The sequence below is a fragment of the Wenyingzhuangia gilva genome, assembly GCF_030519655.1.
Classification (GTDB): domain Bacteria; phylum Bacteroidota; class Bacteroidia; order Flavobacteriales; family Flavobacteriaceae; genus Wenyingzhuangia; species Wenyingzhuangia gilva.
This window is the reverse complement of the sequence record NZ_JAUMIT010000003.1, coordinates 144,385-159,699: the sequence shown is the minus strand read 5'-3', so window position 1 is coordinate 159,699 and position 15,315 is coordinate 144,385. Positions and strand designations below refer to the sequence as shown.

General features: G+C 31.2%; 10 protein-coding genes and 1 tRNA gene. 3 read left to right on the top strand and 8 right to left on the bottom strand.

The genetic code is table 11. The features are described from left to right. Nucleotides 1–120: 120 nt before the first annotated feature. The 6 genes from metH to QVZ41_RS07690 form a co-directional block, all read right to left on the bottom strand. Nucleotides 121–2,817 (bottom strand): methionine synthase, encoded by a 2,697-nt coding sequence (gene metH, locus QVZ41_RS07715; RefSeq protein WP_302883979.1) that lies wholly within the window; start codon nt 2,815–2,817, stop codon nt 121–123. Between the two features lie 79 nt (nt 2,818–2,896). After that, a complete protein-coding gene (locus tag QVZ41_RS07710; RefSeq protein WP_302883978.1) occupies nt 2,897–3,895 on the bottom strand; it encodes a homocysteine S-methyltransferase family protein in 999 nt (332 codons plus the stop codon). 204 nt (nt 3,896–4,099) lie between these two features. Beyond that, nucleotides 4,100–4,618, bottom strand: coding sequence for a hypothetical protein (locus tag QVZ41_RS07705; protein WP_302883976.1), 519 nt, complete (start codon nt 4,616–4,618; stop codon nt 4,100–4,102). Between the two features lie 363 nt (nt 4,619–4,981). Continuing rightward, on the bottom strand, nt 4,982–7,918 hold the full coding sequence (locus tag QVZ41_RS07700) for a serine hydrolase domain-containing protein (RefSeq protein ID WP_302883975.1): 2,937 nt from the start codon (nt 7,916–7,918) through the stop codon (nt 4,982–4,984). A 12-nt stretch (nt 7,919–7,930) separates the two neighbouring features. Then, on the bottom strand, nt 7,931–8,416 hold the full coding sequence (locus QVZ41_RS07695) for an ABC transporter ATPase (RefSeq protein ID WP_302883974.1): 486 nt from the start codon (nt 8,414–8,416) through the stop codon (nt 7,931–7,933). A 1-nt stretch (nt 8,417) separates the two neighbouring features. Continuing rightward, entirely contained in the window at nt 8,418–9,194 is a 777-nt protein-coding gene (locus tag QVZ41_RS07690) for a 3'-5' exonuclease (RefSeq protein WP_302883973.1), read from the bottom strand. A gap of 85 nt (nt 9,195–9,279) precedes the next feature. Here QVZ41_RS07690 and QVZ41_RS07685 point away from each other — a divergent pair, with 85 nt between their 5' ends. Continuing rightward, on the top strand, nt 9,280–9,585 hold the full coding sequence (locus tag QVZ41_RS07685) for a gamma-glutamylcyclotransferase family protein (protein WP_302883972.1): 306 nt from the start codon (nt 9,280–9,282) through the stop codon (nt 9,583–9,585). A gap of 547 nt (nt 9,586–10,132) precedes the next feature. Further along, nucleotides 10,133–10,402, top strand: a complete 270-nt coding sequence (locus QVZ41_RS07680) for a transposase (RefSeq protein ID WP_302884187.1) — start codon at nt 10,133–10,135, stop codon at nt 10,400–10,402. A gap of 443 nt (nt 10,403–10,845) precedes the next feature. Here the strand turns inward: QVZ41_RS07680 and QVZ41_RS07675 are convergent. Continuing rightward, a tRNA-Asp gene (locus QVZ41_RS07675) sits at nt 10,846–10,919 on the bottom strand. A gap of 122 nt (nt 10,920–11,041) precedes the next feature. Then, entirely contained in the window at nt 11,042–12,550 is a 1,509-nt protein-coding gene (locus tag QVZ41_RS07670; RefSeq protein WP_302883971.1) for an acyl-CoA dehydrogenase family protein, read from the bottom strand. 309 nt (nt 12,551–12,859) lie between these two features. On the opposite strand from QVZ41_RS07670, the gene thrA reads away from it, so the two are divergent. Further along, on the top strand, nt 12,860–15,313 hold the full coding sequence (thrA, locus tag QVZ41_RS07665; protein WP_302883970.1) for a bifunctional aspartate kinase/homoserine dehydrogenase I: 2,454 nt from the start codon (nt 12,860–12,862) through the stop codon (nt 15,311–15,313). The last annotated feature ends 2 nt before the right edge of the window (nt 15,314–15,315 follow it).

The window sequence follows — 15,315 nt, the reverse complement described above, 5'->3', positions numbered from 1 at the left end:
TTTTTAATGTTTTATTTTATTCTTACGTATTAACAAAAATATACAATTATTCAACTAATCAAAGTTTTATATAATCGCTTTTACTTATAGGTCTATCAATCGTTTTTATACTTACAAATTTTATTCTTCAGCCATATTTGGACTTAACCACCTTTCCGCCTCTGCATTGGTTAATCCTCTTCTGTTGGCAAAATCATGAACTTGTTCTTTGGTTATTTTACCTAATCCAAAGTAACGAGCCTCTTTGTGAGCAAAATAGTGTCCAGAAACAGATGCTGTAGGGAACATGGCCAAACTATCGGTTAACTCTACTCCAATATTTTCTTTAACCTTTAAAAGATCCCATAATTGTATTTTTTCTGTATGATCTGGACAAGATGGATATCCTGGAGCTGGACGAATTCCTTGATAAGATTCCTTAATCAATTCTTCGTTAGATAAATCTTCTCCTTTGGCATATCCCCAATCTTGTTTACGAATCTTATCGTGTAAGTATTCTGCAAATGCCTCAGCAAATCTATCTGCCAAAGCTTTTACCATAATACTATTATAATCATCTAAATTTTGTTTAAACTCTTCAGCTTTTTCCTCAACTCCAAACCCCGCAGTTACACAAAATGCACCAATATAATCTTCTAATCCACTTTCTTTAGGTGCTATATAATCCGCTAAAGCAATATGAGGTTTTCCTGCTGCTTTTTTAGATTGCTGACGTAACGTTAACATGGTTTGTATGGTTTCTGAACGGCTATTATCTTTGTATATTTCTATGTCATCAGAATTTACAGTGTTTGCTGGAAATAATCCATAAACCGCTTTAGCTACAAACCATTTTTCTTTCACAATTTTATCTAACATTTCTTTAGCGTCTCTATACAAATCTTTGGCTTGTACTCCTACAATTTCATCCTCTAAAATGGCAGGAAACTTTCCATGTAACTCCCATGATTGAAAAAATGGTGTCCAATCGATAAAAGGCAATAACTCTTCTAAAGGTAAGTCATTTATAACTTGAACTCCTGTTTTATTTGGAGTATAAACTGTATTATGGTTAAACTCTAACTTGTAATTATTTTCTCTAGCTTTGTTTAATGGCAAATACACTTTCTTACGACCTCTACTTAAAAAGCCTTCACGAACTTTATCGTACTCTGCATAGGTTTTGTCTTTAAAAGCTTGAGATATTTCTTTATCTTCTCCAATTAAAGTACTTGTAACAGGTACAGAACGAGAAGCATCTAATACATGAATCACTCCACCATCATACTCTGGAGCTATTTTCACAGCAGTATGGGCTTTAGAAGTTGTTGCTCCACCAATCAATAAAGGAATGATAAAATTCAATCGCTTCATTTCTTTGGCAATATGAACCATCTCATCCAACGATGGGGTTATTAATCCACTTAACCCAATAATATCTACTTTTTCATCAATAGCTGTTTGCAGTATTTTTTCTGGGGATACCATCACTCCCAAATCTACAATAGCATAATTGTTACAAGCCAATACAACTCCTACAATATTTTTACCAATATCGTGTACATCTCCTTTTACGGTTGCTAATAATACTTTTCCTTGTGGCGGACTGTTTTCATCTTTTGCAGCTTCTATAAAAGGCATTAGGTGAGCTACAGCTCTTTTCATCACACGAGCAGATTTAACTACTTGTGGCAAGAACATTTTTCCTTCTCCAAATAAATCTCCAACAACGCCCATTCCAATCATTAAATGACCTTCAATCACTTCTAAAGGTTTGGCTACTTGTAAACGAGCTTCTTCTACATCTTCAACAATAAATTGATCAATACCTTTTACCAATCCATGTGTAATTCTATCTTGTAAAGGCAAGTCTCTCCAAGCTAATTTTTGAGCTTCAGATTTTACTTCTCCTTTAAAACTTTCTGCAAAATCTAACAAACGTTCTGTAGCATCATCACGTCTGTCCAAAATTACATCCTCTACATACTCTAATAAATCTTTTGGAATATCATCATAAACCTCTAACATGGCTGGATTTACAATCCCCATGTTCATTCCTTTTTTAATTGCGTGGTATAAAAACACAGAGTGCATCGCTTCTCTTACAGGATTATTTCCTCTAAAAGAAAAAGACACGTTACTAACCCCTCCACTAACACTCACATTTGGTAGATGGGTACGAACCCAGTATGTTGCTTCAATAAAATCGATAGCGTTTCTTCGGTGTTCTTCCATTCCTGTAGCTACAGGGAATATGTTTAAATCAAAAATAATATCTTCTGATGGAAAACCACATTCATCAACCATAATACGATAAGAACGTTCTGCTATTTCACATCTGCGATCATAATTGTCAGCTTGTCCGTCTTCATCAAAAGCCATCACAATAACAGCAGCTCCATACATTTTAAGTTTGCGGACATGCTCTTTAAAAATTTCTTCACCTTCTTTTAAAGAAATAGAGTTTACCACACATTTACCTTGTACAACTTGTAAACCAGCTTCAATGATATCCCATTTAGAAGAATCAATCATAATTGGAACACGAGCAATATCTGGTTCTGCCATGATTAAATTAAGAAAACGAACCATAGATTCTTTTCCATCAATCAAACCATCATCCATGTTAATATCAATGATTTGAGCACCACCTTCTACTTGATGTAGGGCAACGGCTAAAGCTTCATCAAATTTTTCTTCTTTGATTAGTCTTAAGAACATTTTAGATCCTGCTACATTTGTTCTTTCTCCAACATTGATAAAATTCATATCAGGACCTAAAACCAAAGGTTCTAATCCTGATAACTTCATGTATTTTGTTTGTTTGATTTTACTCATAATTGTAATTAGCTTTTGACTATTGGTCTTTAGCCATTAGTGCTTATCAATTTTAGTTTTTATAACTTAAAAACCAACTTTATGCTTCTTGTAATTTTCTTGGCTCTGCTAATGCAGCAATATCTGCAATGGCTTTGATGTGTGCTGGAGTGGTTCCACAACAACCACCGATAATGTTGATTAAACTTTTATCAAAATAACCTTGAATTTGTTTGGCCATTTGTGCAGGAGATTCATCATATTCTCCAAAAGCATTTGGTAAACCTGCATTTGGATGCGCTGAGACTCCAAATTGAGTATTGCTTGATATAGCCTCTAGATGAGGCACTAATGCATCTGCTCCCAAAGCACAATTTAACCCAACTGTTAACAAAGGAATGTGAGATACTGAAATTAAAAATGCTTCAGCTGTTTGACCAGATAAAGTTCTACCAGACGCATCGGTAATAGTACCGCTTAACATAATAGGCACATCAATTCCTCTTTCTGCTTTAACTTCTTCAATTGCAAATAAAGCAGCTTTGGCATTTAAAGTATCAAAAACTGTTTCTACCAATAAAACATCAACACCACCATCTAACAAAGCTTCTGTTTGTTGTTTGTAAGCAATTCTTAGTTCATCAAAAGTAACAGCTCTATATCCTGGGTCATTTACATCTGGAGACATACTTAATGTTCTGTTGGTAGGTCCTATAGAACCAGCCACAAAACGAGGTTTATGAGGTTCTTTTGCTGTAAATTCATCTGCTACTTCTTTGGCTATTTTTGCAGATTCATAATTTAGTTGATATACATAATTCTCCATTTCATAATCTGCCATTGCAATGGTAGTACTAGAAAATGTATTGGTTTCAGCAATATCTGCTCCGGCTTCAAAGTATTTTGCATGAATTTCTTTGATAGCACTTGGTTGAGTAATAGATAACATATCATTGTTACCTTTTACAGAAACATGCCAATCCTTAAATTGTTCGCCTCTATAATCTTCTTCTGTAAATTTGTATTGTTGAATCATGGTACCCATAGCACCATCTAACACTAAAATTCTTTTCTTAAGTTCTTCTCTAATATTTGCCATAGATTTTGTTTGGCTACTGGGTCGTAAACATAAAAATACCTTACCCTTATTTCCGACTTGCAAATATAAGGTTTATAGCTTTAACAAAAGAAAGGTTTGAGGGTTTATGTTAAAAGTATAATATGAACTTTAATTAAATGAAAAATCACTTTATTTTAACACATAGCAGGTGTTAAAATAAAGTGATTTAAAGAGGTAGTTTTATTATAGAATAACGAATAATCCTACATAACCACTAAAAATAAAAGGAGTTTTGTCATTGTACAAATCTATTAAATCTCCCCTTACTCTGTAGTTAGAAGTCAAATTTACACCGAAATTCTTACTTACTAAATACCTTAATTCTGCATTTAATGAAACAGTAAAAGCATCTGACGTTTTAGCCAAATCTCTTCTAATGTAACCAGCATCTAATCCAATTAGACCTATCATATTGTTTAATACAGATGAAACTTTAGCTAATTCCATTTTGTAATTATACAATACTCCAGCACTAGTGTATTCCATGGCTTTAAATTTTTCAAAATACAATCCGAATTCATTTTTAGAATCTCCGATTGAGGTTTTAATTAAAAAATCTAATGCCCCTTTTTGGCTATCACTGTAAGGTCCATTAACCAACATAGTTGGGTCAAAAGAAACTTGGATAATTCCTTTTTTTTGGGCAAACATTTGTAATGAAGCAACAATCATTACAAAAAACAACAACGAACGTATCTTCATAGCATTAAAGATTTGTTCATCATTTCATTAATGAAATAATTTTTATTTAATTTTTAGTCATATACGTTATTAAAAAAATGAAACAATGAGATTAATTAATAGGTTATTTTTAGTATACCTTAATTTATCACAAATAACACTGTAAACAAAACTTAAAATAGAAAATTATTAAAACATAACAATTAAATATTTGTTTATTAGTTGTTTACGCGTGTTTTTGCTTTGAAAAAGTTTGATTAATAGATGCTTTTTTTGCTAATAAACATATGTTTATTGAAAATAAGTGAATATTTATATTGATATATGATGTGGAAATTAATTAATTGATGAAGAGAAGTATAGAGGAGTGCTTAAAAATGCAAATTATTTAATGATTGCATCTTGTATAAGTTGTTGAATATTGGTTCTAATGTCTTTTTTACCTAATAAATTATTATCCATGCTAGGGTAGGTTCTATTAGATAGAAATATGTATATAAGATTTGTTTCAGGATCAGCCCAAGCAAAAGTACCAGTAAAACCACTGTGTCCAAAACTTTTAGATGAAACACAATTACAGGTGTTAAGAACTTTTGAATCAAAAGATGGTTTGTCTAAAATTAGTGCTCTTCTATTATCCCTGTTTTTAAAGTATGATTTGTTAAAATTATTAAAGGTGTTAGGTTTAAAATATTTATGACTACCATAAATTCCTCTATTTAAATATAATTGCATCATTTTAGCAATGTCATTTGCATTTCCAAAAAGACCTGCATTTCCTGTAACACCACCAAACATAGCTGCAGCCATATCGTGAACATTTCCTTGCAGTCTTTGGTGTCTATAATAATTGTCTTCTTCAGAAGGAACAATGCTATCTTTTTTGTATTTGTTTAACGGGGTATATAGCAATTTATCAGCTCCTAAAGAATTGGTGAAGTTTTCAGCCAATAATACATCCATAGATTTATGATAGTGGTTTTCTAAAATTTTTTTGAATAACAAGAAAGGCAAACCGCTATACAAATAATCTCTTTTATCTCTAAGAGGGGTTGTTTTGATGGTTTGATAAATACTATCAATATATTCATCTTTCATAAATACATTTTCTGCTACTTTAACATTGTAACCATTACCTTTAGTTGGGTGATACCATTTTTTCATGGGTTGATGAGATACACTATCTAAAGTTTTTAAATAAAAAGGAATCCATGCTTTTAAACCAGATTGATGTGCAAACATATCTATCACCAATAAATTACCTAAAGGACTATCTTTATACATAGGTAACAAATCTCCTAAAGTATCATCTAAGTGATAAACACCTTCTTCAAAGGCTTTTAGATACAAAGGAAAGGCTCCCAGTATTTTGGTTAAAGAAGCCAAATCATATAAAGAGTTATTGTTTACTTTTTGATGTTTGTCATAAGTATAATATCCATATGATTTTTCAAAAACAACTTTATTGTTTTTAGCTACCAATACTTGTAGACCAGGAGACATTTTTTCAGAAATGACAATATTCGCTATAGAATCTATTTTAGATAATTTTAGGGAATTCATTCCTACTTCTTCAGGAGTTCCATATTGTAATCTATGGATAGATTCTGTAACAATTCCACTACCAACATTATGTTGTTTAGAAACCGAAACAGGTAATTTTCCTAAAAAAGGTAAAGCACCAAAAATTTGTTGTGCTGCTACAGATTGAAAAACGGAATTGTTCTGATAAGCAACAATGATATTTGATATATTTTTAAATCCGTTTAGTTTTAATAAAGAATATGGACTTGCAAATACGGTTAATATTACTGTCTTGGTTTTGGAAATTTCATTGATAAGACGTATCTCAGCGTTAGAAATTTCATAAGATTTCCAAGGATTTGCATCTGATTTATGGATTCCAATGATAACCGTGTTATAGGTTACTAGTTTGTTTTTAAAATTATTTTGATCTACTCCTTTAACAATGGTAGCTTCTTTGTATTTGTTAATTGTTTTTACGAATTCACTACTACCTTCATCGCCTAAAGAAATAGAAGCGATGCTTAAAGTGTCTAATCTTTTTAAAGGTAAAAAGTCTTGATTGTTTTTTACCAAAGTAATGGCATTTTCTGCTACTTTTTTAAATAATAAATCATCTTCTACTGTGTGAATTCTTTGCTGAATGTTGGTTGTTTTTAACAATTCTAATTGATTTAACCCTGCCCAATATTTAGCTTGTAGAACTTTTATTACAGAACTATCTAATCTTTTTTCGGAAATCAAACTATCTGTAATTGCTTTGTGAATTGTAGCTATTCCTTTTTCAACATCTACAGGAATTAACAACATATCATTTCCTGCTTTAAATGCTTCTAAAGCCACCTGATCGCTAGTAGTATAACTTGCAACTCCATTCATATTTAAAGCATCGGTAAATACCAATCCTTTAAATTCTATTTTATTTTTTAGTAAATCAGTAATTACTTTTTTTGAAATAGAAGTAGGTCTACCTTTTTCGGTTTTTAAAGCTGGTACATCCAAATGAGCAACCATGACACTTGCCAAATTAGATTTTGCCAATTGTTTGTATGGATACATTTCAATACTATCCAATCTTTTCATATCAAAATTAACGACAGGTAATGTTTTGTGAGAATCTGAAGCAGTATCACCATGTCCAGGAAAATGTTTGGCATTTGCTAAGACCCCAACGCTTTGCATTCCATTGATAAATGCAATTGATTTTTGAGTAACATTCTCTCTATTTTCTCCAAAAGATCTATTTCCTATAATTGGATTTTTTGGATTTGTATTGATATCAACTACTGGAGCGAAATTTATATGTACACCAACTTCTTTACAATGGTTACCTATTTGTTTTCCTACCTGATATATTAAAGAATCATTTTGAACTGCACCCAGTGTCATGTTCCAAGGATAAGCAAATGATGGTTTAATTCGCATAGACAATCCCCATTCACCATCAAAACCAATTAATAAAGGAACTTTGCTTTTAGATTGATAATCATTATACAAATTAATTTGCTTTTCAGGACTTCCTTGCATAAAAATCAATCCTCCAATATGATATTTCTCAATTAAGTTGATGATTTCTTGTTTGTGTTTTTCATCTTTGTTTGAATAGGCTTGCACCATAAATAACTGGCCTATTTTTTCATCTAAAGTCATTTTAGACAATAAGCTATCTAACCAAATTTTTTGAGATAAAGTATCCTTTGCTATTAAAGGTTTTGCAATAGAACTTTTGGTTTCATTTGAGTTTTGAGCAAACAAAGCAAAACTAAATGAAACAAATAGTAAAAAAGTGTATTTCATAAAAGAGGTGATCTAGTTAAAAAAGCGAGCATGCCAACTCTGTGTAGCCGGCACCTCCCACAATGTAGCAACTCCTTTTTTAGAGTTTACCATATTGTTAAACACAATAGTATTAGCATTTACTATACCAGATTTTGCTAAGTGGGTAAAATCTGACATAGGAGTCACTTTAATTTCATCATTTTCTTTATAGGCAATGGCTAATTTGTTAAGCATGTCTACCTTTAAGCCTGCCTGAATTTGTTGTACTAATTTTACGGAAGCATCAATAGAACAACCAGATACTTCTACAAAATTTTGATCTACAGCAATGATTAAAAATTGATCATATAAAATTGTAAAACTACCACGAACATTTTCTCCATGTCGTGTCCATTGTTCTACAAATTCTGTAGTCATTTCATTAATTTTTTCTTTTTCTTGCTCGTTAAACTTTCTGTTAGATTGATAGATCCACACACGAGCAGTATCGGGTAATGTATTATAGGGTACGTACATTTTATTTTAATTTAGTGTTTAAAGACTTTAATCTAATATTGGTTAAAACCTTTTTTGTATACAACGGAAAATCCGCATTCATAATCCAATTATAATAGCCTGGATTCTCAGCTAAAACCTCTAAAACAGTTCGGTTTTTATATTTACCAAACGTAAAAATCTCTACATCATTATCATTAAACTGTATAAAACCAGCAAAATCTGCTCTCTTTTGATGAGAAGAATAATCGCTTAATTCACTAACAGTTGTTCCTATATCGTCGTATTTTTCTATTTGAGCTAACAAAATTTCATAAGTAGCATTGGTGTCAGCTTCTGCAGAATGTGCTCCTTCTAATTCTTTATTGCAGTAAAATTGATATCCAGCACTTAATGTTCTTTGTTCTTTTTTATGAAAAATTGTTTGAACATCTACAAATTTTATGTTTGTCAAATCAAAATCAACTTCAGCTCTTAACATTTCTTCTGCAAGTAGAGGAATATCAAATCGATTTGAATTAAATCCAGCCAAATCACATCCTTTGATTAATTCATGAACCCTAGGAGCTAATTCTTTAAAAGTAGGCTCATTTATTACTTTTTCATTGGTAATTCCATGAATATCTGAAGCTTCTTTAGGAATTTTAACTTCTGGATTTACCAACCATGTTTTACTTTCTTTATTTCCATTAGGAAATACCTTAAGTATTGATATTTCAACAATTCTATCTGTAGCTATATTGATTCCTGTTGTTTCCAAGTCAAAGAAAACAATAGGTCTGGTTAATTCTAAATTCATGTGATAATTATAAGAGTAGTAAATTTAAAAAAAATCAATCGAAAGACTTAAATTTATGAGCACTAAATCCTAATTCTTTTTATTGATGCCTAAACTCTTTACTTACGGAACATTACAAGATGAATCTGTACAATTAGCACTTTTTAATAAAACTCTAAAAGGGAGTATTGATTCAATTATAGGATTTGAAAAACAAGAAATAACTTTAGACGGAGTAATATATCCTATTTTAGTTAAAAATAATAAATCAACTAAAGTAATTAAAGGGACATGTTATGATTTATCAGATCAAGAAATATTGATTTGTGATGAATATGAGGGTAATGAATATAAAAGAATTGTTATTGAGTTATGTTCAGGAATAGAGGCCTGGGTCTATATCTCTTCTTAAAATTGCCCTACTCAAAACAACCATTCATCGATAAAAAACAACCATTCATCGATACATAAATACAAGTCACCGAATAAAACAAAAGGAAAGAAGAGTATAAACGTATCTTTGATGTAACAACAACTTTTTCATAGCAATTTTTTTACATGTTATATAATATGTAAGGAAAGAAAAGAGTTTGGTTGAAAATAGCAACAATTCTTTCAACTAAACAAACAAAGTTACTTAACTGTAACAAAACTCAAATGTATTTCAAAATACACAAAAGCCCTAAGAATAGCACTTAGGGCTTTTTTAATTTTTAAGAGTAATATGGATCAAGAACAAAAGTTGTGTTTGAATTAATATAGTTTTAGTTTTGAGATTTAAGTTTATTGGTACTAGAAGTTACTTTAGACCTTTTGAAACTTATACTTCCTGAATTCTTAATAGACAAATTCGATTTAGTAAAGCACACTAAAGTCAACCAAACTCTTCATCTATATTTTGAAGAGAAAATAACAGCTCCTAAAGAGAAGCGTTTGACTTGGCACAAGGACTCTGAAATATATTCAACCAAGCTAAATCAATAAAAACAACATACACAAGGTTAGCTCAGTGGTATAATCAAATAGAAAAATCAAGGTTTAAGGATTTTAATACAGTAGCAAATACCATCTATACTAACTATCGATCCACCTTAAATTACTTTAATAACAGAAGTACAAACGCAGCTGCTGAATCTTTCAATACCAAAATAAAAGCTTTTAAAGTACAGTTCATAGGAGTGAAAAACGTAGAATTCTTCCTCTTTAGATTAACCAATATTTTTACCTAAACACAACTTTTGTGATTGATCCATTTAAAGTTCGAGCATCTTGAAAATTCCCACGAGCTTTAGACTTTGAATTATCCCAAAGAGAAGTATTTATTTTCTTCTTTAGACTAATATTAGCTCATTTAGAATTGATAGTAATTCTAAAATAAATAGTTGCAAAACCAGGTTCTACTTTTTGAATATATAACCAGGTAAGTAATGAATAAGTGTTTGATAATACCATAGTAATCGTCTTTTGTGGTTAAACATTGGACGAAAGTCAAATCAAACTAATAGTATCTTTTCGAGGTAAAGAGGTTAGTAATTTTAAGCTTAAAATTATACTAACCGAAATACTTACCTAATATATAAAATATTTTGGTTTGTATTCAAATCAGCATAAATAAAAAAACCTTATAAACATAAAGTTTATAAGGTTTTGTAAGAGTTTAATGTTTCTCTTGCGGTCTGGACGGGACTCGAACCCGCGACCCCCTGCGTGACAGGCAGGTATTCTAACCAGCTGAACTACCAGACCGTTGCTATTAGCGGTGGCAAATATACAACCTTTTTATATTTACACAACAAAAAAATAAAACTTTTTTCAAAAAAAATAGCGATGTAAAAACATCGCTATCCCTATCTCCTATTGACAAATCCTTATACCAAATTCAACCAAGTACTATCTTGTTTATAATCAGTAATTAAGTTTGTGTTTTCTTGAAAAGTTAAAGAACTTACACAAGCAGTCACTTCATGTTTTAATGAAGTAATACATTCTGAAACCAAATCAGATCTAAATCCTTTTATTCCTAAATCAATCACAAAATTAGCAGAAACTACTCTACCGATAATCCTTCCTAAGTCTACCATTTTACGTTGTGGTAGTTCCATATTTAAATTGAAGTTTAAAATATCTTTAAAGAATTCCGAAGATTTAATGGTTAAATCATACTCTTTTAAGAAATCAAATAAATTGGTGACTTTTTTACGTTTCATCAACTTCATTACTGCTTCGGAAATCTGAGTATATAACATTTCGTTAGATCCTTCAAAAATCATAAACGCTCGACTATCCATAATTCCTCTCGCACCAATATTTTCTTCTTTGTAACCAGAAGAACCTGATAATTGAACTAAAGTTTGAGCAGAAAACTGCATCATATCTGTAATCACAGATTTCATACTGTTCGCTTCTACTTGATCCATAGCCAATTCATTGTCAATACCACTATGTTCAGCACTACGTGCACACATGGCAGAACAAACTGTAAATGCCGATTGAATATTAGCTATTTGCTCTCTTACTTTATCTAAAGCCAGTAAGTTTTTACCTCCTACTATTCTATTATTACAATGCTCTATAGCTTCATCCATCATTCTTTTAATGAATCCCATGGCCATACCAGGAAATTGCATTCTAGAACGGTGCAATAAGTCTAACATTAACTTAATACCTGTACTTCCTCCTTCTAATTTCTGATTTTCAGGAACCTTTAAATCTAATTTGTTATTTCCATAAGGAATGGCATACAAACCAGCATTGTTGTAATATTCATCAACAATTACTCTTTGTTCTGGATCTTGATTATCAGCAATAAAAAAATCGATATCTCTACCTAATCTTCCATCTTCTCCTTTTTTACGAGAAGTAATTAACCAATAATCAGCTAACCCTGTTAATCCTTGCCAATGCTTATACCCTTCGATGTGGTATTTCCCATCTTTAAAGGTGTTTGATGTTTCCATGCTTAAAGCATCTGAACCAAAACTTGGCTCAGTAATCATCAACCCTCCCATGTTTCTTTCTTCTAAAAAACGTTTAAAAATAGGAGCTTTTACTTCTGGTTTGGCATACTTAGCTACAGGTTCTAAAAAAAGTGCTATGTTAATTCCGAAGGTTAAAGAGAGTGGTAATGATTCGTATGAAGCAGCTTCTAACACCCCCAAACATTCTTTTACCTTAACTCCTCTTCCTCCATATTCAGTAGGAATTGCTACTGATAAAGGCTTTTTTGCCATGATATCTCTAAAAACCAAAGAAGGAAACCCTCTTAATTGGCTAAACTTTTGAATATCATCTTTCTCATAAAAAACGCTTTTTAAAGTATCTTTAAAATCCTTTAAAAAGGTATCATAAGAAATATTTGTAATATCTTTTATTGACATAAATTATTGTTGTCTTACTAATTAATGTCGCAAATATACAATTCTTATAAGTATATATGGAATATCAAAGTTTTTATTGCCTTATTTATAATTAATTTTATAAAAATTAAAGGTGCTGTTTTAAATAATTTCTTAATTTTGATGCGTGAAAAATACAGAGACTACATATTTAACAACTTCTTTCTTTACTACCCTTTGGGGTTGTCTTTGTTATTTATATATATAAACCGTAAAATCTTGTACTTTAATTGATATGACTTTCATTAAACATCAAGTACTGTTTTTTTTCTCAATCATTCCTACATTCATATGAAAATTTTAAAATTCGGTGGTTCTTCAATCGCCTCAGCAGCAAATATTAATCGCGTTATTGATATCTTAAAATCAACTAGCGAAAACAATCAAATTGCAGTCGTTTTTTCTGCTATTAATAAAACCACTGATGCCTTAATTAATATGGCATCAAAAGCACAAAAGCAAGATGATACTTATAATGCTAGTTTAAGCGAATTAGAAAACAATCATTTTGATATTGTACGTGAATTAATTCCTGTTAACAATCAAAGTGGTGTACTAAGTGGTGTTAAAAAAATATTCAACCAACTAGAAAATATTCTAGAGGGAGTCTATTTATTACAAGAACTTTCTCCTAAAACAAATGATACTATTGTTAGTTATGGAGAATTTTTATCAACTTTTATCATTACCAAAGCTTTACAATGCAATGAAATTGATGCTGTATATAAAAATAGTGGAGAGTTAATTGTAACCAATAGTAATTATGGAAACGCTGTTCCTATTATTGATTTAACTGATAAAAACATCAAAGAATATTTTGCAAATAACAATCATAATATAACAGTGTTACCTGGTTTTATTGCTTGTAATCAACAAGGAGAAAAAACTACTTTAGGTCGTGGTGGTTCTGATTATACTGCTGCTATTTTAGCGGCTGCCTTAGAAGTAGAACAATTAGAAATTTGGACAGATGTAAGTGGAATGTATACCGCCAATCCTAAATTGGTAAAACAAGCGGAGCCTATTAAAACTTTGTCTTATAGTGAAGCGATGGAATTGTCTCATTTTGGAGCTTCTGTTTTATATCCGCCAACGGTTCAACCTGTGATGAACAAAAACATTCCTTTATACATAAAGAATACCTTTCATCCCGAAGATGCGGGGTCATTCATTACCAATGAAAATGTTAAAGGTGGTGGTATTGTAAAAGGAATTAGTCATATCGATAATATTGCTTTGGCAACTGTAGAAGGAAATGGATTGATAGGAATTCCAGGGGTTTCTAAAAGATTGTTCAGTGCTTTGTCTGAGAAAAAGGTGAATGTAATTTTAATTACTCAAGCTTCCTCAGAACATTCTATTTGTATTGCTATTGATGGAAATGAAGTTGAAAAAGCAGAATTGGCTATTCAAGATGAATTTGCATATGAATTAAGCTTAGGAAAAATTGATCCTTTACATACACAAACCAACATGGCTATTGTAGCGATTGTAGGTGAAGAAATGAAAAGTCACCAAGGAATTAGCGGTAGAATGTTTAGCGCATTAGGTAAAGACAACGTAAATATTCATGCCATTGCTCAAGGGGCTTCTGAAAGAAATATATCTACAGTAATTGATGCCAAAAATGTTAAAAAAGCATTGAATGGTTTACATGCTGAGTTTTTTGAAGGTCACATTACCAAATTAAACTTATTTGTTGTAGGTGTTGGAAATGTTGGAGGAAAATTATTAGAACAAATAGAAAAGCAAAAAGCTTATTTATTAGATAAATTACAATTAAGCATAGAAGTTGTTGGAATGGCAAATTCTAAAAAAATGATTTTCAACGAAGAAGGAATTGATATTTCTGCCGATTGGAAACAAAACTTAATTGACAATGGTGAGGAATTAAACCTTGATTTATTCCACGAACATGTAAAAGAAATGAACTTAAGTAACAGTGTGTTTGTAGACAATACTGCCAACGCAACCATTGCTGGTTTATATGCTGATTATTTAAAAGAAAGTATTGGAGTGGTTACTTGTAACAAAATTGCTGCTTCATCAGAATATAGTGTGTATGCTGAGTTAAAAAGATTATCTCAAGAATACAATGCTCCTTACTTATTTGAAACCAATGTTGGAGCTGGATTGCCAATCATCAACACTTTAAATAATTTGGTACAATCCGGAGATCAAATCATCAAAATTCAAGCAGTGGCTTCAGGATCTTTAAACTTTATCTTTAACTCATTTGTAGGAGATGCTAATTTTGCTGAAATAGTAGACCAAGCTGGAGCCTTAGGATTTACAGAACCAGACCCAAGAATTGATTTAAGTGGTGTAGATGTTGCCCGTAAAATTTTAATTTTGGCTCGTGAAAGCGGTGCTAAAATGAATTTAGAAGATATTGAAAATAAAACTTTCTTACCTAAAGCTAGTTTAGAAGCGGATTCTATCGAAGATTTTAAAAAGACCTTAATTTCTGAGGCTTCTCATTTTGAAGCCATTAAAGAAAAAGCAGCTGCAAACAATGCTGAATTAAAATATGTAGCGGAATTTGTAAATGGTAAAGCCAATGTTTCTTTACAAGAAGTAGATAGCAAGCACCCATTCTCAAACTTACAAGGAAGTGATAATATTGTGTTGTTCTTTACAGAAAGATATCCTGAATTCCCTTTAATTATAAAAGGAGCTGGTGCAGGTGCTGATGTAACTGCTTCAGGTATTTTTGCTGATATTATTAGAATAGGAAAAGGATAATT

What these genes read in the sequence shown, in the direction of transcription:
- QVZ41_RS07695 (WP_302883974.1), bottom strand. Translation starts at nt 8,416, where the DNA reads ATGTACGTACCCTATAATACATTACCCGATACTGCTCGTGTGTGGATC.
- QVZ41_RS07690 (WP_302883973.1), bottom strand. Translation starts at nt 9,194, where the DNA reads ATGAATTTAGAATTAACCAGACCTATTGTTTTCTTTGACTTGGAAACA.
- QVZ41_RS07710 (WP_302883978.1), bottom strand. Translation starts at nt 3,895, where the DNA reads ATGGCAAATATTAGAGAAGAACTTAAGAAAAGAATTTTAGTGTTAGAT.
- metH (WP_302883979.1), bottom strand. Translation starts at nt 2,817, where the DNA reads ATGAGTAAAATCAAACAAACAAAATACATGAAGTTATCAGGATTAGAA.
- QVZ41_RS07685 (WP_302883972.1), top strand. Translation starts at nt 9,280, where the DNA reads ATGCCTAAACTCTTTACTTACGGAACATTACAAGATGAATCTGTACAA.
- QVZ41_RS07670 (WP_302883971.1), bottom strand. Translation starts at nt 12,550, where the DNA reads ATGTCAATAAAAGATATTACAAATATTTCTTATGATACCTTTTTAAAG.
- QVZ41_RS07705 (WP_302883976.1), bottom strand. Translation starts at nt 4,618, where the DNA reads ATGAAGATACGTTCGTTGTTGTTTTTTGTAATGATTGTTGCTTCATTA.
- QVZ41_RS07700 (WP_302883975.1), bottom strand. Translation starts at nt 7,918, where the DNA reads ATGAAATACACTTTTTTACTATTTGTTTCATTTAGTTTTGCTTTGTTT.
- thrA (WP_302883970.1), top strand. Translation starts at nt 12,860, where the DNA reads ATGAAAATTTTAAAATTCGGTGGTTCTTCAATCGCCTCAGCAGCAAAT.